The sequence below is a fragment of the Mucilaginibacter limnophilus genome (genome assembly GCF_004005815.1).
GTDB classification, from domain to species: domain Bacteria; phylum Bacteroidota; class Bacteroidia; order Sphingobacteriales; family Sphingobacteriaceae; genus Mucilaginibacter; species Mucilaginibacter limnophilus.
In genome coordinates this window covers 44,347-61,127 of record NZ_SACK01000009.1, presented here as the reverse complement: position 1 = coordinate 61,127, position 16,781 = coordinate 44,347, and the positions used below count along the sequence as shown (strand labels likewise).

Annotated in this window: 21 protein-coding genes; 4 read left to right on the top strand and 17 right to left on the bottom strand. The window is 42.8% G+C overall.

All coding sequences use genetic code 11. The features are described from left to right. The first annotated feature begins 7 nt into the window (after nt 1-7). Nucleotides 8-1,846 (top strand): PAS domain-containing sensor histidine kinase, encoded by a 1,839-nt coding sequence (locus tag EOD41_RS17535; protein ID WP_127707358.1) that lies wholly within the window; start codon nt 8-10, stop codon nt 1,844-1,846. A 65-nt stretch (nt 1,847-1,911) separates the two neighbouring features. Here EOD41_RS17535 and EOD41_RS17530 read toward each other — a convergent pair whose 3' ends face one another. The 7 genes from EOD41_RS17530 to EOD41_RS17500 form a co-directional block, all read right to left on the bottom strand. Then, nucleotides 1,912-2,535 carry an ATP-binding cassette domain-containing protein gene (locus tag EOD41_RS17530; protein WP_127707356.1) on the bottom strand — a complete coding sequence of 208 codons (624 nt, stop codon included), beginning with the start codon at nt 2,533-2,535 and terminating at the stop codon, nt 1,912-1,914. Further along, on the bottom strand, nt 2,532-3,203 hold the full coding sequence (modB, locus tag EOD41_RS17525) for a molybdate ABC transporter permease subunit (protein ID WP_127707354.1): 672 nt from the start codon (nt 3,201-3,203) through the stop codon (nt 2,532-2,534). The genes EOD41_RS17530 and modB overlap by 4 nt, the downstream gene beginning before the upstream one ends. Nucleotides 3,204-3,205: 2 nt before the next feature. Further along, nucleotides 3,206-3,916: a molybdate ABC transporter substrate-binding protein gene (gene modA, locus EOD41_RS17520; RefSeq protein ID WP_240663482.1), complete on the bottom strand. Its 711-nt coding sequence runs from the start codon at nt 3,914-3,916 to the stop codon at nt 3,206-3,208. A 131-nt stretch (nt 3,917-4,047) separates the two neighbouring features. Next, nucleotides 4,048-5,337: an ammonium transporter gene (locus EOD41_RS17515; RefSeq protein ID WP_127707350.1), complete on the bottom strand. Its 1,290-nt coding sequence runs from the start codon at nt 5,335-5,337 to the stop codon at nt 4,048-4,050. 67 nt (nt 5,338-5,404) lie between these two features. Continuing rightward, on the bottom strand, nt 5,405-5,701 hold the full coding sequence (locus EOD41_RS17510) for a hypothetical protein (protein ID WP_164849974.1): 297 nt from the start codon (nt 5,699-5,701) through the stop codon (nt 5,405-5,407). 231 nt (nt 5,702-5,932) lie between these two features. After that, the gene (locus EOD41_RS17505) at nt 5,933-6,271 is read right to left on the bottom strand and encodes a four-helix bundle copper-binding protein (RefSeq protein WP_127707346.1); all 339 of its coding nucleotides are present in this window, start codon (nt 6,269-6,271) and stop codon (nt 5,933-5,935) included. 122 nt (nt 6,272-6,393) lie between these two features. Next, complete coding sequence (locus tag EOD41_RS17500) at nt 6,394-7,437, bottom strand: DUF6515 family protein (protein WP_127707344.1); 1,044 nt, start codon at nt 7,435-7,437, stop codon at nt 6,394-6,396. 189 nt (nt 7,438-7,626) lie between these two features. On the opposite strand from EOD41_RS17500, the gene EOD41_RS17495 reads away from it, so the two are divergent. Beyond that, nucleotides 7,627-7,809 (top strand): hypothetical protein, encoded by a 183-nt coding sequence (locus EOD41_RS17495; RefSeq protein WP_127707342.1) that lies wholly within the window; start codon nt 7,627-7,629, stop codon nt 7,807-7,809. Here the strand turns inward: EOD41_RS17495 and EOD41_RS17490 are convergent. Together EOD41_RS17490 and EOD41_RS17485 are read right to left on the bottom strand one after the other, a co-directional pair. Further along, complete coding sequence (locus tag EOD41_RS17490) at nt 7,806-8,378, bottom strand: thiamine diphosphokinase (protein ID WP_127707340.1); 573 nt, start codon at nt 8,376-8,378, stop codon at nt 7,806-7,808. The genes EOD41_RS17495 and EOD41_RS17490 overlap by 4 nt on opposite strands. Before the next feature lie 36 nt (nt 8,379-8,414). Beyond that, nucleotides 8,415-8,963 carry a type 1 glutamine amidotransferase domain-containing protein gene (locus EOD41_RS17485; protein ID WP_127707338.1) on the bottom strand — a complete coding sequence of 183 codons (549 nt, stop codon included), beginning with the start codon at nt 8,961-8,963 and terminating at the stop codon, nt 8,415-8,417. Nucleotides 8,964-9,051: 88 nt separating this feature from the next. Between EOD41_RS17485 and EOD41_RS17480 the strand changes: the two genes are divergently transcribed. Beyond that, on the top strand, nt 9,052-9,234 hold the full coding sequence (locus EOD41_RS17480) for a hypothetical protein (protein ID WP_127707336.1): 183 nt from the start codon (nt 9,052-9,054) through the stop codon (nt 9,232-9,234). 9 nt (nt 9,235-9,243) lie between these two features. On the opposite strand, the gene EOD41_RS17475 is transcribed toward EOD41_RS17480, so the two are convergent. Then, entirely contained in the window at nt 9,244-10,014 is a 771-nt protein-coding gene (locus EOD41_RS17475; RefSeq protein WP_127707334.1) for a hypothetical protein, read from the bottom strand. A gap of 81 nt (nt 10,015-10,095) precedes the next feature. After that, the gene (locus tag EOD41_RS17470) at nt 10,096-11,103 is read right to left on the bottom strand and encodes an aspartate-semialdehyde dehydrogenase (RefSeq protein WP_127707332.1); all 1,008 of its coding nucleotides are present in this window, start codon (nt 11,101-11,103) and stop codon (nt 10,096-10,098) included. 200 nt (nt 11,104-11,303) lie between these two features. Here EOD41_RS17470 and EOD41_RS17465 point away from each other — a divergent pair, with 200 nt between their 5' ends. Beyond that, on the top strand, nt 11,304-12,248 hold the full coding sequence (locus EOD41_RS17465) for an NAD-dependent epimerase/dehydratase family protein (RefSeq protein WP_127707330.1): 945 nt from the start codon (nt 11,304-11,306) through the stop codon (nt 12,246-12,248). Between the two features lie 11 nt (nt 12,249-12,259). On the opposite strand, the gene EOD41_RS17460 is transcribed toward EOD41_RS17465, so the two are convergent. The 6 genes from EOD41_RS17460 to EOD41_RS17435 form a co-directional block, all read right to left on the bottom strand. Further along, on the bottom strand, nt 12,260-12,667 hold the full coding sequence (locus EOD41_RS17460) for a hypothetical protein (protein WP_127707328.1): 408 nt from the start codon (nt 12,665-12,667) through the stop codon (nt 12,260-12,262). Between the two features lie 170 nt (nt 12,668-12,837). Continuing rightward, complete coding sequence (locus tag EOD41_RS17455; RefSeq protein ID WP_127707327.1) at nt 12,838-13,530, bottom strand: SIMPL domain-containing protein; 693 nt, start codon at nt 13,528-13,530, stop codon at nt 12,838-12,840. A 122-nt stretch (nt 13,531-13,652) separates the two neighbouring features. Further along, nucleotides 13,653-13,856: a hypothetical protein gene (locus EOD41_RS17450; protein ID WP_127707326.1), complete on the bottom strand. Its 204-nt coding sequence runs from the start codon at nt 13,854-13,856 to the stop codon at nt 13,653-13,655. A gap of 65 nt (nt 13,857-13,921) precedes the next feature. Further along, complete coding sequence (locus EOD41_RS17445) at nt 13,922-14,293, bottom strand: hypothetical protein (protein WP_127707325.1); 372 nt, start codon at nt 14,291-14,293, stop codon at nt 13,922-13,924. Between the two features lie 9 nt (nt 14,294-14,302). Further along, the gene (thrC, locus tag EOD41_RS17440) at nt 14,303-15,610 is read right to left on the bottom strand and encodes a threonine synthase (protein ID WP_127707324.1); all 1,308 of its coding nucleotides are present in this window, start codon (nt 15,608-15,610) and stop codon (nt 14,303-14,305) included. Between the two features lie 168 nt (nt 15,611-15,778). Then, the gene (locus tag EOD41_RS17435) at nt 15,779-16,711 is read right to left on the bottom strand and encodes a homoserine kinase (RefSeq protein ID WP_394342477.1); all 933 of its coding nucleotides are present in this window, start codon (nt 16,709-16,711) and stop codon (nt 15,779-15,781) included. Nucleotides 16,712-16,781: the final 70 nt, after the last annotated feature.

Here is a 16,781-nt window from a genome sequence, read left to right as displayed (position 1 = left end):
ATCGCTCATGAATGATTTCAATATACTTTTTTATTCAAGTCCGCAGCCTATGTGGATTTATGACACCGAAACCTTACAGATACTTGAGGTAAACGATGCTGCTGTAAAGCGTTATGGTTATACACGCGAAGAATTTATAGGAAAAAGTATAAAAGAATTACGACCGCCTGAAGACATCGTCTTTTTGGAGCAAGCGATAAAAAATATAAATATATCCCCCGGTGAAGTTGCAAGCAACGGAGAATTCAGGCACCGTACCCGCGATAATGTCATTCTGAATGTAGAGCTGATAACTTATCCGCTCACTTTTAATGGCCGGCAAGCACGGTTGGTACAAACTCAAAATATTGACGCTCAAAAAGCCATGCAAGGCAAACTGCAGCTAACTCAATCAAAGCTCGACAAACTGCTCGACAGCACCAGTATCGGTTTTTTTCAGCTGGACAATAATTTAAATTTTACTTATTGGAATAACGCTGCCGAAAAACTTATTGGCTATACCCGCGAGTATGTTATAGGCAAAAACATATGGGAAGTATTCCCTGATATTATGAACTCAGATTTTCATGTTAACCTGGAAAAGGCGATATATGAACGGGTGAACGTTGAGTTTACCGACTATTTCTGGCCATTACAGAAATGGTTTTTTACCAATGCCTACCCCGGTGAAGACGGTGTTTTGGTACACTTCAGGGATGTTACCCACATTAAGCGTTCTCAGGAAGCATTGCTTGAAAAGATCGACCAATTGAAGGAGGTTTCCTTTCTTAACTCGCACTACATACGTAAACCGGTAGCCAGTTTGCTTGGATTAACCAGCCTCATAAAAGAAAACCTGATCGGTGCTGAAGAGTTTAAAGTAGTAGCCGAACAAATACAGGTGTGTAGCCTGGAACTTGACGAGGTTATAAAAAAGATAAACCGTAAGGTAAATGATGGTGAAAACTTAAGTGAAGTTGCTTTCGCGATGGAAGAGTTTTCGTTTAAAGGATTGCTTGAAGATATCATCAGAGAATATCAAAGCCGTACACCTTATCATGACCTTGTTTTACAGAACGATGAAAATGTGATGTATTACGGCAACAAACAAGGAATAAAGATTGCTATTGAAAGCCTGCTTGAAAACGCTATTAAATATTCGCCCGAATATAGCCATGTTACGGTTACGCTTAAGGTGATAAATCAAAATATAGTATTGGCAGTGCAGGATTTCGGGATTGGCATGGATGCCCGGTTTGTAAACCGTATATTCCTTAGCTTTACCAAAAAAGAACTGGTTCGTGAGCTTGGTGAGGGTTTAGCCAAAGTAGCTGAAGTTACCCGGCGGCATAACGGCAGCATTTGGGTTGAAAGCAGGCAGGATAAAGGCTCAACCTTTAGCATCAGGTTCCCGATGTCAAACCTCTCGGCCTTTAAAACAGGCAGCGTTTGCGATTACCAGATGCTTACCGACCCGGGTGTTGAAATAAAATATATTGAAGACGGACATTATCTGCATATTGCCTGGCGTGGGTTTCATAGCCTGCACAGTATAAAAGCCGGGTGCTTCAAAGTTATCGAAGCGCTTACAAAGCATAACTGCATTATGGTACTGAATGACAATACCAAAGTTATGGGTAGCTGGGAGGACGCTGTAGACTGGGTAGGAAATGAATTTTTTCTTATAATGGAAAAAGGCGGCCTTAAATATCTGGCATGGGTATATTCATCAAGCACATTCAGCCGCCTTGCTGCCGATCTTACCATTGATAGTATAAAAGCTGATATCATTATTAAAACCTTCGAGGATATAACGCCTGCAACACAATGGCTGGAAGATATGAGACGTGATTGTGAGAAAGCTTAAGGGATTTAACGATATTTATAGCCTCCATATATGAAGTATTATCCCTGTATATTGAACGCTGAATATTACTCTTCGCCAATACATATCTCTTCACCGGCAAATGCATCCAGTTCATGGCGGTTATGACTGACGATAAAAACAGTGCAATTCAATTGCTTAAATATTTCAACAAGTTCAGCTATAAGTTCTGTTTTGGTACGGTTGTCTAACGCCGAAAAAGGCTCGTCCATTAATAATATATCCGGTTTAATGGCGAGTGCACGTAATACCGCCAGGCGCTGCTGCTGCCCGCCTGAAAGGTATAGCGGTTTTTGATCAGATAAATTATCCAGCTTGCCTAACATTAATAGTTCGGCTATCCATTTCGCATCGTTGGTAGCGTATTGCAGGTGCTGCTTCACTGTCATATTCGGAAACAAAGCATAGTCTTGGAAAACAAAACCTGTTCGGCGTTTTTGTGCAGGAAGATTAATACGCTTGTTTGTGTCTGCCCAGGCAATGCCGTTAACTGTAATACATCCCTCATCAGGAGTAATTAATCCTGCAATGATCTTTAAAAAAGTTGTTTTTCCGGCACCCGACGGTCCGTAAATTTTGGTGACGCTACCCGGCACAAATTGCTTGGTCACATACAAAACCAGCTGTCCGCCATGCCCTCTCAGTTTCTTTGTAATGTTAATGCTGATCATTTGAGCGGGCTTTTAACTTGCGATTTATTGTAGATGAATACCGATATCAGCATAACAAAAGTTATGGCGAACAATATCAGCGAATAATTTCCGGCGGCTGCATAATCCATTTGCTCAACGGCATCATATACCGCTATCGACGCCACCCGGGTTACGCCCGGAATGTTTCCGCCTATCATCAGTACCACCCCAAACTCACCTAATGTATGTGCAAACGTAAGCACAATAGCCATAACAAGCGATGGCTTTATATTTGGCAGCAGCACATGTATAAAGGTTTGAAACCGGGTTTTGCCTAACGTATATGATGCCTGTGCCAATGATGCAGGCAATTGCTGCAATGCCGACCTCACCGGCCCTACCATAAACGGCATGCTGTAAATTACAGATGCCAGCACCAATCCCTGAAAGGAAAATACCAGTTGTATGTTAAATGCCTGATGCAGCCACTTAGCAAACCCATTTTGCGGACTAAACGCCAGCAGCAAATAAAATCCCAGTACCGACGGCGGCAGCACCAGCGGCATGGTAATAAGCGCTTCGATGATCAGTTTTTGTACTGAACGGCCTTTGTACAACCACCAACCCAACGGCAGGCCGATCAATAGTAACAGCAGGGTAGTAATTGCCGCCAGTTTTAAGGTAAGCCATATAGGTGCTAAGTCCATAATTAAACGTTGTAGCCGTATTTTTTAAAAATGCGCTTAGCGCCAGAACTTAAAATATACTGATAGAATTTTTTTGCGGCTTCGTTGCCTTGCGCACGTTTTAGTAATACCATACCTTGTTCTATAGGCGCATAAGCCTTTTTTGGAACCTGTTGCCAGTATAGTTTCAGGCTGGCAGGCACGTCTTTCACAAACGACTGTGACGTAAATGCAATATCAGCGACACCGGTGTTGATGTAGGTGTTCACCTGCGAGATACTTTCACCGTACACGATCTTGCTTTTTACCTTATCAAGAACGCCGGCTTTGCTAAGCGCTTCTTCAGCAGCCTTACCATAAGGCGCGGTTGCAGGGTTGGCTATCGCGATATTTTTCGTTTGTGATGACAATAGCAGCTTTTGCCAGTTTTTAAGTGACTGATGTAAGGTGCTGCAAATAATAAGACTACCTGATGCATACACCCTTGGTTGAGCCGTTGCCATGCCATTTTTAAACAAAGCATCGGCAAACTGCATATCAGCAGAAAGGAAAACATCATAAGGAGCACCGTTATTTATTTGCGCCACCAGAGTTCCCGATGAGCCGGTAACCACTTCAGCCGAAATACCTGTCCGTTGTTTAAAATCAGCCTGAAGCGCTTTTATAACACCCTGCAGATTTGCAGCCACGGCAACGCGCAGTTGCTGGGCTGTAGCCGGTGACTTAAAAGTCACGATTAACAATACAAGGCAGAAGTACTTCAGTCTCATCCTTACAAATATAGGCGCATTACAAACAAAAAGGCTGTGCCTTGCGGGCACAGCCTGATAAATAAATATAGTGGTCAGTTAATATTTATTAGTTTTTATAGTTCTTCGTCGTGCTGGCTAACGTCCAAACCAACAAGCTCTTCTTCAGGAGTAACACGCAGCGGGCTTATCAGGTCGGTTACTTTCAGCAGGATAAATGAACCTACAAAAGCAAATGCCGATACCGCAACCAGCGCGATAAGGTGTTTTACAAACAATTCGGTAGAACCGTAGAACAAGCCTTCGGCACCTGCACCGTTAACACTTTTTGTAGCAAATACACCAGTTAATATCATACCCATCATACCACCCACACCGTGGCAAGGGAATACGTCAAGCGTATCATCGATGTTGGTTTTAGTTCTCCAGATTACTACCAGGTTACTTACCACAGCAGCAACGATACCTATAACCAATGAGCTTGATACAGTAACGAAACCTGCGGCAGGCGTAATAGCCACCAAGCCAACTACAGCACCAATACAAGCACCTAAAGCTGAAGGTTTTTTACCGCGAAGCATATCAAAGAATATCCATGAAATTGCTGCAGCTGCAGAAGCGGTAGTGGTTGTAGCTAAAGCTGTTGAAGCCAGTTCGTTAGCGCCTAATGCCGAACCCGCGTTGAAACCGAACCAGCCGAACCATAGTAAGCCTGTACCTAATATTACATAGCTGATACGTGCAGGAGTGTGTGCTTCTTCGTTACGTTTTTTAAGGTAGATAGCTGATGCCAATGCAGCCCAGCCAGCCGACATGTGTACTACAGTACCGCCGGCAAAATCCAAAACGCCTAATTTAAAAAAGTAGCCATCAGGATGCCAGGTTGCGTGTGCAAGCGGCGCGTAGATGATGATAATAAACAGGGTTATGAATATCAGGTATGAGTTAAAGCGGATACGCTCGGCAAATGCGCCGGTGATAAGCGCTGGTGTAATTACCGCGAATTTTAACTGGAACATAGCGAACAGGATTACCGGTATTGTGCCCCAAAGTACGCCTGTGGTGTTTTGCATCATAAAGAAAGAAGCCGGGTTACCTAAGAAACCACCGCCGATATCTTCACCGAAAGCAAGGCTGAAACCGAATACCACCCAAATAATGGTGATAAGGCCCATACACACAAAGCTTTGAAGCATGGTAGAAATTACGTTCTTTTTGCGCACCATGCCACCGTAAAAGAAAGCAAGGCCGGGTGTCATTAACAATACTAGCGCTGTTGAGATAAGCAGCCAGGCGGTGTCGGCTTTGTCGGCAGGGGTTGGTTTATCGGCTACCATTGTACCGGGGTACAGCAGTGCCAATACTACTACTACAATAAGCAGTAAAAAGGGTAGGATTTTTTTCATTGTTATAGTTTTTAGTTAGGGTTATTTGATAAGTTATTCTGTTGTGTGCTTTTTATTACTTTGCTATTCACCAAAAGCCATGATGCGGAAAAAGGATTTGCTTTTTTAAACAATCACCACTCGTCCCGGTAAGTGGTAAAGTATTTATTGAGCATACCTGCAAAATGAAGGGTTGAACAAATACATCTGGTAGTACAATTCCATTGCTAACCTTTTCAGATTTTATTGTAGTGAAACCATTATTACCTGAATGATTTTTCAATAAAAGAGATTTTGATCCGACTTTCAATGCTTTTTTTACAGACAAAGCAGCTTTTTTAGATTCAATTCCGGCAAATGTTTCTCCTATCCATGACAAACTCATGGAAAAAATCAAGAAACATTTGATAAATATTGAATTGTTGCGACTAATCATGTCTAATTTTAATGCAATATGATAAAAATTTCAAAACAAACTAACTTTTTTTGAAAATACTTTAAAAATAAATGCTCTTTAAGCTGAATTAGCTAATATTTGTTAATTATTAATTTGATTTTTGAAATAAAAAACGCCGTTGCTTATAGGCAACAGCGTTTCTTTAATTAAAACCTTATTTTATTCCTGCCTTATCGGTTTATGATATAAATGACATGCTTCAGCGCACGCTATGCACGCGGCTGCACAAGCCTGGCAATGCTCATGCTTATGCTTGCTGCATTCTTCGGCACACAAACGGCATGCCTCTTCACAAATTAACAAATACTGAAGCCCTAAAGTCGAGTCACGCTTTAATAATCGGGTTGCCTGAAAACAAATATCGGCGCAATCCCGGTCGAGGCTGATGCAGCCGGCCATCATTTTTACATCCTCTTCTTGCAGGCACATAGTAGCGCAATGCTCACAGGCCAACGCACAGTCAAGTAGTTTTTTTATAAGTTCTTCGTGGTTTTCCATAGCTTATACTCCTTTTAGAAAAGAATTAACCATGAAGTAGTATTGTTTTAAAATTTCCATAAAAAATGGGTAAAGAAACAATTCCTTTACCCATTAACTATGGTCACTTTAATCACTAATACTTAATTGTCGTTATCACCTGCAGGCGCTTCATCAGTTTCAGAAGGAACGCCAACTACACGGTAAACCTTATTGTCGTTAGCATCACGGTCTTCTTTGTAATATACACCATCAGGAGAAATGAAAAGCTTTTCGCCGTTAAGTTTAACCTTGCGGCTACCCTCAGGAAGCTCTGCTTCAATGTCGCCAACCAGTGGCAACTGCTCGTCATAACCTTCTTCGGTATTTAACTCACCGTCTTTACCGGCAATTTGATAAACTACAGTACCATCATCTTTAGTTACCGGCTGATAATACACACCATTAAGCTCGTAGTATTGAATACCGTTTATAACTATCGACTGTGCTTTTGATGGCAGCTCTTTAATCTCAGCGCCAACGGGCGGCTCAACAACGGTATATTGGTCGTCTTGCTGTTGATAGTACAAGCCATCGCTGTAATAGTATTGCACATTGTTCCACCAGAATGGGTAGTATCCATAAGGTAAAACGCCTATGCTAAAACCAATTTGTGGCAGATAGTATGAGCTGTAAAATCCACGGTACGGATAGTAGAACCCGCGGTAGTAACGGCCATAATACCTGTTACCATAATAACGGTTGCCGTAGTACCTGTTACCATAATATCGGTTGCCATAATAACGGCCACGGTTGTAATACCCACCGCGGTAAGGAGAGGTACGTGTAGCGTCGGGATTTGAGTAGCTGCCTCTTGGCGAGCGCGTTGCACCCACAGACGGGCTGTAACCACGTGAAACCGAAGGGCGCTGGCCTGAATAAACGCCGCTGCTTCCTCTTGGCGAACGCGATGGTAAACCTGAACTACCACTATATGACGGCCTTGACGGACTGCTAAAAGAAGGACGGCCTCCACCACCGCCACCAAACGAACGGGAAACGCCTACGCTGCCGCCGCCACCACTACGCACTCCCCCGCCGCCACCGCCACTGCGTGAGCCGCGCTGGGCACTGGCATCAAACACTGTAAACGACATCAAAAGGCCGCTTAAGGCAATGTAAAGCAAATTTCTATATGATCTTTTCATGTAAATAATTAATTAGCTCTTCAGCATGAGCATGCTGATGTTTATATAGACTACAAAACACCTAAACGGTTTAATATACTATAAATTATTTTTAAGGCACCATTTAATTCAATACCATCCTATAAATCAATATGTTAAAACAATTTTCAGCTTTACATGTTATTGTTTGTTTACCAATTTGACCAAATTATGGAAAGTACAAACAACAGCCAGCCCAATCCGGCTGAAAACGAAAACAATCAGCCCAACGAAGCTGCATCATTCAACACCGATGAACAAACAAAAGTGATAGAAGCTATCGATCAGCAAGAAAATGCCCTTACTAATAAGCAGGAAGAGGATGTTGACCCGATAGAATATTACGGCCTTTAAGCTATCTCTTCGGCAATAAATATAAACGGCTGATCAAACTGCAGGCTAAAAAAGCCATCGTGAGTAGTTTTGAAGCGGTTATTATTTATATGCTCGAGCCCGCCGGTGTGCAGTTGATGCGGATGCACAAGCAGTTCAATTATCTCGCCGGCGGGTTTCCATTTATTAAAACCACTGTTTACTGCATATATTTTTCTGCCCGCGTTATAAATCACCAGGTTTATCTTATCCGCAAAAAATATAACATCTTTTAATTGAAGTTCGTCGGTAACGATATTAACTGCCGGGTAGTTATGTGTCACCAGATATTTTAGCGCAGCTTCAGTAAGGGTATCATTTCCAGCCGGCAAATATTTTATGTCTGATTGCAGTTCTCCATTTTCATCATTTGAAATTATGCAATCGATCTTAATTCCCCGGGCGTGTACCTGTTCGGCGGTATCTTCAGTAACTATTACGGTAGGGCTCCATTCAAGCAACTGGCCAAGCAATTCATCATCAAAGCTATCCATGCCCAGCACCAGCAATGCGGGTTCCTGTTTTTCGCGTACTACGTGATGTGAAGACATGGATAGGTTAATGTTTGTTTAATTTGTTCAAAAAGATTAGTCGTGAATACCTTCGCCTATTTCTTCAATGGTCTTGCGGTTGAATGCATCCAGATCGTCGGGTTTACGGCTGGTTACAAGGCCATTGTCAACTACTACTTCTTCATCAACCCAATCAGCTCCGGCGTTTTTCAAATCGGTTTGCAGCGATGGGAATGATGTAAGCTTGCGACCATTTATCAAACCTGTTTCAATCAGCAATTGCGGACCGTGGCAAATTGCCGCAACCGGCTTGCCTTCATCTAAAAACGCTGATGCAAAAGCCACCGCGTCTTTATTCGTTCTCAGCTTATCGGGGTTTAATACGCCGCCCGGTAAAACCAATGCGTCGTAATCATCCGGACTTGCGTTGCTCAGCTCAACATCCACATCTATCTCAATGCCCCAGTCGGTATGGTTCCATGCTTTTATTTTACCGCCTTTAGGCGATATAATATGCACTGTAGCGCCCGCTTCCAGTAGCGCTTCTTTGGGGCTTGTTAACTCTACCTGCTCAAACCCTTCTTCGGTAAGGATAGCCACCTTACGATTATTTAAACTTGCCATAATGTATGTTTTTATAGATAAATAAACTACAGTTAGCAGCCGGTATGGTTTTTAAACTTACTAAATTGGCAGCTATTAAAACAACATCATGACAAAGCGATATATCATCATGTTTATTGTGTACACAGCTATAATGGCAGCGGTTTACACATTAATATTTAACCAACAATTTGGTGTAGCATTTGTAAAAAGTATAATTGCCGGGGCGCTGTTTGTGCTACTATACCACCTGTTGGTACGCTGGCTGGCTAAACGTCAGAAAGATGCTTAGGCAACTAATTTACTTTATACGTTCGAAGTATTTGCCGGTGAATTTGTAAACGATAAATTTATTAGTGATCTTCCCTTTAGATGTAATCAAAGGAACTTTTAAAGCCTGCGTTTTAGGATAAAATTGCAACTCTGGCTGCTCGCCTATCCCTTTATTAACATCAGCACTTAAATCGGAATCAACATCTAAACGATAATTTAAGCCCGACTTTGTTTTTATCAATTTGGCGTTAATGTTAAGCTTGTCATGCTCTATCGTAAATACCCTAACACCTTGAACAAGATATGCACTTGATAAAATACTTTTATTTATACTTAGATAATAGGTTTTTTCCTCTGTATTAATAGGGTAAATATCTGAATAAAAAGGCTCAAATCCGGCCTTATCAGTAATTAAAAGTGTTGAATAAACTTTAGTTCCAGACTTATATTGAGCAATGTTTCTAAACTTATGCATAGTACCGCCAAGGCTGGTGTCCCATGAATAAATTCTAAGCAAACCATCAGCCGAAGTAACGACTTTTAAACCGGCTTTGGTTAACTGATTAAAAGGATGACTTATAGTAAAGGAATATTTTCCTGTATAATTTTTTAGTTTCTTCCCGAATACAACATTTGCGTTTTCAAGAGAATCATCACCACCGGGATTGCTTCTATTTTGATACCAATAATCAATTCTATCAAATGCTCTTAACAAGTCGGCTTCAAGTTTCGTTACACTTTGTGCAGCAGTAAATACCGGTAAGTAACAGATGAGCAATATAAGTTTAGGTATTTTCATAACACTAAAGTAAACAAAAAGGGATAACCAACCGGCTATCCCTTTTAAGTCTATAACTCCCCCTTAAAGAGGCTAGGGAATCTACACTTCCACTTCTTGTCCTATCAAATTTTTAGCAGCCAAATATTCAGCTATCTGTATAGCATTGGTAGCGGCACCTTTACGCAGGTTGTCTGACACTATCCAGCAGTTCAACGTATTCGGCTGGGTTTCGTCACGACGGATACGGCCTACAAAAACTTCGTCCTTGTCATGCGCGTCAAGCGGCATTGGGTATTTCAGGTTGGCTACATCGTCGGTAACTACAACACCCGGGGCGTTGCTTAACAGTTCGCGTACTTCGGCCAGGTCAAAATCGTTTTCAAACTCAATGTTAACCGACTCAGAGTGACCGCCCATTACCGGGATACGTACTGTGGTGGCTGTTACTTTGATGCTGTCATCGCCCATTATTTTTTTGGTTTCCAGTATCATTTTCATTTCCTCTTTGGTGTAACCGTTCTCGGTAAACACATCAATTTGAGGAATTACATTTAGGTCGATAGTATACGGATAAGCTTTTGGCCCGTCGATGCCCTTACGCTCGTTAAACAACTGGTCGACAGCCTTAACACCAGTACCTGTTACTGATTGGTAGGTTGATACCACAACACGTTTAATTTTATATTTTTCGTGCAAAGGCTTTAACGCCACAACCATTTGTATAGTTGAGCAGTTAGGGTTTGCAATAATTTTATCTTCAGCGGTTAACACGTCGGCGTTAACTTCGGGCACAACCAGTTTTTTGGTTGGATCCATACGCCAGGCTGATGAATTATCAATAACGGTAATACCGGCATCGGCAAACAAAGGCGCCTGAGCCAATGAAGTGCTGCCCCCTGCTGAAAACAAGGCGACATTGGGTTTCTGTTTAATCGCATCCTCAACAGAAACCACCTTATACTGCTTACCCTTAAAAGTGATTTCTTTACCAACACTTTTTTCTGAAGCTACGGGGATTAATTCTGTTACCGGGAAGTTGCGTTCTGCGAGAACCTGCAACATTTTAGTGCCCACCAATCCTGTGGCACCTACTACTGCGACTTTCATTTCTTTTTTTAAAAATTTGTTTGTGTTAAAGTTTTACGGATGCAACGCAAAGCTTCGTTTTTAAAGTTAATTTGTTAACACGGTCAGCTAACAAATTCAAATATGCGAAATTTTTCGCACTTAATGTCTGCAGATGTGTTAATAACGTTACAATACAGCTTGATAAAAGCAATTGTTTAACTTTGCGGCATATTAACCTCATGACCGAAAAAATTTTAGTTATCGGCGCCAACGGACAAATTGGTACCGAACTGGTGCGTGCATTGTGCGAAACTTATGGCTGCGAGAACGTTATCGCCGGCGACATACGCGAATCAGAAACCGTACGGCACAATGCGCCGTTTGAACTGGTGAACGTTACCGACGAAGCAAACCTGCGTGCTGTGTTCGAAAAATATCAACCAACCCAGGTATACCTGCTGGCGGCCATTCTTTCTGCCGTAGGCGAACAAAAACCCAAACTTGCCTGGGAACTGAATATGGACGGGCTGATCTATGTGCTCGACCTTGCCCTTGAATATAAAACCGCAAAAGTTTTCTGGCCAAGCTCAATAGCTGTTTTCGGGCCGCATTCGCCAAGGGTAAATACGCCGCAATATTGTGTGATGGATCCAAACAGCGTTTATGGTTTCAGCAAACTTGCAGGTGAGCGCTGGTGTGAATACTACCACCAAAGGTATGGCCTTGATGTACGAAGCCTGCGTTATCCGGGTTTAATAGGCTGGCGGTCGGCACCGGGTGGAGGTACTACCGATTATGCCGTGCATATTTTTCATGAAGCACTGGTAAATGGCGAATACCAGAGCTTTCTTTCGGCACAAACCGAGCTGCCTATGATGCATATGGACGATGCTATACGCGCTACTTTAATGCTGATGAATGCCCCGGCAGAGGAGATTAAGATACGCTCGGCATACAACCTTGCCGGTATTAGCTTTACGCCCGAACAACTGGCTAATGAGATCAAAAAACATATACCGAATTTTAAGATCAGCTATGCAGAGAGTGATCCAAGGCAGGCTATTGCCGATAGCTGGCCAAAATCAATTGACGACAGCGAAGCACGCGCCGACTGGGGCTGGCAACCGGAATTCGATTTGGCGGGGCTGGTGAAAAATATGCTGGATAATCTGAAAGCTAAATAACACCATAAGCGCTATTGCGCTACTTTAGCCAATACACGCATCAGTGAAGCATCGAGTATGGCAGTAAAAATGTTCACCTGCTCTGTACTTTCTGTCGACAGATTTTCAGGATAGACAAAATAATTTACACCAATAGCTTTTAGCAATTCGTCAGTAGCGGTATGGGCATCAGGCTTGTAGCAGCAGATTTTGGTTTTTTTGTAGAATGTGTTCATGCGCAGTCGGCGCACTAAAGGCTCGATATCCTTTTTAACATGGCTGTAATCAAACAAGATCAGGTCGGGCTTCAGCTCAAATATTACCGGGAATAAACGACTAACATCAGATACGTGTGTTACGTGCTGATATTCAGCAGCTAATCGCCTTGGCGGATTGTCGGGTGCGACAAGCAGAACTCGCTTAAATCTTTGTCGGATCATGCTCAGTTTAATTAGGGGAGCATAAAATTATATTGTAAATTTCACATTGTCAAGGGTTTATTCATTAAATAATATGAAATTTTACAATTGTACTCCACGTTACCATAGTTAAAACAAAAAAGGCTCCTGGTTTATTGCCGGGAGCCTTTTGAAAATTTTGTTTTAACCGCTTATTTTATCTCAAATACAGTGTTGATCTGAAAGCTCAGTTTTATTTTTTTGAAGTCAATGTCCGATTCGGGGACCGCACTTGCATCGGCTGCTGCACTTTTGAACATTACATTAGCCATGCGTGGCTGTGGATAAAAACTGTTATCGGTATCAACTATATTGATTGCACCACCGAGCTTATCGCCAAGGGCAGTAACCAAATAGGTAGCTTTTTCGCGCGCCGAAAGTAAGGCCTGAATTTTAAGCTCTTTTTTCAGCTCGTTGGCTTTTGAATAATCGTAGCTGTCAATGTTGGTATATTGTATCCCCTTAGGATCTAATTTACTAAGTAGCTGATTAAACTTGTTTAAGTCGCGAAACTTAATACCGTATTGTTTGCTCACCAAAAAATCAGGGTTTTTCTTTTTCTCTATTACATAGTTCCAGCTTGAAACGCTGTTCACAGTAAAATCCTCTTTAGCAATACCAGCTTCGGAAACAGCTTTTTCCAATTGCTGCTCAAGTTGGGTGATGGTGATTTTTTTCTTACCATCAAGATATTCTTTTAGTGAGATGGACACGTTTATAATATCAGGGGTAACTTCTTTTTCAGCAATACCGGTTACTTCTATTTTACGGCGCAGATCGGCAGTTTGTGCGAAGGCTCCAAAAGTGGTGGCAACCATTGCTGCCATTAACAATAATCTTTTCATGGTTATAGCTATTATTTACAGATATAGACGGTGTATTGAGGCAAAGTGAAACATGCAACAAAAACATTACAATTAACCGTAATTAAGAGCGAATGTTTCGGTCACTTTGTGTTGGTTCTTCGTTAGGATTGGAAGGTATGCTGTATGATTGTTAGTGGATGTTCTTTTTTCTTTTGCCGGAAAAGAAAAAAGAACCAAAAAAGAAACCGGCCGGCTGCACCCTGGCCTTTTAAAGATTCTGCTATGGCTTTGCCTGTGCTGCCCGGCCATGCTGATGCTGGAACTGTTAGGTTATTGGCGGATTGATCAGGTTCTTTTTTCAGCATCTCACATGCAATGTTTCCTGAAGCATTGTTGACGGAGAATAGTTTGCTGGCGTTCTCACTACACACTATTTCTTCTTCTTACGATTCGTCTTCTCGTATATGCGGGTATTTACAGCTACCGAATCCTGATTGAAATCGATAAACAAACGTTTCATATAACTTGGCGGATACCCATCGTATTTTATGTCGATATCGTAATAAGTGCTTAATCCTTTAGTACCCTGCGGGCGACCAAGTGTATCCTGCACCTGTTTCCAGGTAAGGCCTTTTATTTTGTGGTTTTGCAGGAGGTCGTCCAGCATATTATCACGGTACTTAAACTCAAGTCCGTCGCCGTCTTTCCAAAGCGCGCGGTCAAATTTCTGCTTTTTGCTGCACGCAGAAATGAGCAGGACTGTTAAGCCAATTACAACCAATATTACCCTGCTCTTTTTCATGCCTCAAACTTAAATGTTATTCAGCAAATAAGCCTTAAAATCTTCAAACCTGTTGCTCATTTCAACCGCTTGCTTTTCCTTGCCTTCAAGTTCCTTTACACTTTCAGGGATAACAATTTTTGCAGCTATTTCTGCGGGAATTACATCCGGAAATTTGCAAGGGTGCGCAGTTGACAGGAACACGCCTGATGCAACATCTTCGTTAGCGGCTTGCCATTCTTTTAATGCCTTCCATGCGATGGCAGTATGCGGGCATACTACATAACCGTTGGTATTGAATACCTGCTCTAATGCCTCGGCGGTTTCTTGGTCGTTATAGCTGTAACCAACTATAAGTTTTTTAAGCTCATCTTTATCGCCTTTAAATAGGTCGGCAATGCGTACCCAGTTGCTTGGGTTGCCCACGTCCATAGCGTTTGATATGGTGGCAATCGATGGTTTTGGTTCGTAAACGCCGGTTTTAAGGAAAGCCGGAACGGTATCGTTAGCGTTGGTAGCGGCTATAAACTGTTCAACCGGCAAGCCCATTTTCCAGGCCAGCAAGCCCGCGCCTATGTTACCAAAGTTTCCGCTCGGTACCGAGAATACTACCTTATTTTTGTTCTGTTTTAACAGCTGCGCATAAGTATTAAAATAGTAAAAAGTTTGCGGCACCAACCGGGCAATGTTGATTGAATTCGCCGATGTAAGACGGTATTTTTCGTTCAGCTCAGCATCAGTAAAGGCTTGTTTAACCAGCGCCTGGCAATCGTCAAAAGTACCGTCAATTTCCAGCGCGCGGATGTTTTGGCCATTGGTGGTAAGCTGCTGCTCTTGCACGCCGCTCACTTTTCCTTTTGGATAAAGGATGGTTACCCGGGTGTTCGGCACACCAAGAAAGCCCAGCGCAACCGCGCCGCCGGTATCGCCCGATGTGGCTACCAGTACGTCAAGCTGTTTTTCACCTACCTCTAAAAAGTAGCTCATTACACGGCTCATAAACCGAGCGCCAAAATCTTTAAACGCCAGCGATGGGCCATGGAAAAGCTCCAGCACATACACGTCTTCTTCAAGCTTAACTATTGGTGCTTCAAAGTTTATGGCATCATTAATCAAGACTTTCAAATCAGCTTCCGGTATGCTGTCGCCAAGCAGGCTTTTTGCTACTTCAAAAGCAATTTCAGGAAGGGTATATTTGTCTAAGTTGCTTATAAATTCCTCACTTAAACGCGGAATGCTTACCGGCATGTAAAGCCCCTTATCCTGCGGCATGCTGTTAAAAACCGCCTCTTTGAATGATACGCTTGCTGATGTGTTGTTAGTGCTGTATAGTTTCATTTTGATTTCGAATATCGTATTTTCGATTTCGGATTTATTTTTCTTTTCTATATGTCATTGCGAGCGATAGCGTGGCAATCTCTTCAAGTGCATACAACGGGGGGTTGCTTCGTCGTTTCTCCTCTCAATGACATGTTTTATTATTCCCCCTTCAGGGGGTTAGGGGGCTTATATCACCCTCGGCCCCGCGTCATTTATAGTCGATACATAAGCGTTCGAGCCAATTTTAATTCCGGTTAAATGCGCTTGCAATTTCTGTGTGATGGAACGCGCGGTTTCTTCATCTTTTGTAAAAGCAAAAACCGATGGTCCAGAGCCTGATATGCCGAAACTTACCGCGCCGCTGCTCATGGCGATTTCACGCATTTTGTAAAAATCGGGTATCAGCATGCTGCGTACCGGTTCAACCAGTACATCCTGCATGCTGCGGCCAATCAGGTCAATATCCTGCATAAACAAACCGCTTACAAGTCCGGCAATGTTGCCCCATTGGGTCACCGCGTCTTTCATGGCTATTTTGTTGCGGATAATTTGCCTTGCTTCACGGGTTGGCACATCCACATCAGGGAATACAATAGCGCACCACAAGTCTTTCGGGTGTGGCAGGCGTACCACGTCAAGCGGTTCGTAGCTGCGTATTAGCACAAAGCCACCCATTAGCGCAGGTGCTACGTTATCGGCATGGCCATGCCCGCAAGCCATTTCCTCGCCTTTCATGGCGAAGGGCAGCAAAGTTGCCGGGTCGGTAGTATCGCCCATTAATGTTTTAATGGCGAACAAACCTGCTACAGTACTTGCCGAGCTTGAACCTAATCCGCTACCTATAGGCATTTTTTTATGAAGTTCAATATCCAATCCAATGTCACCGCGACCAATGCTGTCAAGGTAATGCTGTACACTTACACTCACGGTATTTTTAGTAGGGTCGAGCGGCAGGCGGCCGTCATCGCCGGTTATTTTGCTGATAACGATGCCCGGTTTATCGGTTACGCGCATTATCACCTCATCGCCGGGTTCGTTCACGGCGAAGCCCAGTACATCGAAACCGCACACCACGTTGGCTACTGTGGCGGGGGCAAAGACTTTTACAGATGATCCCACAAGCCCCCCGCCCCCCTGAAAGGGGAGTTGAACTTCATTAATTTCTTGTATGTTGTTGCTCATTTTCTCT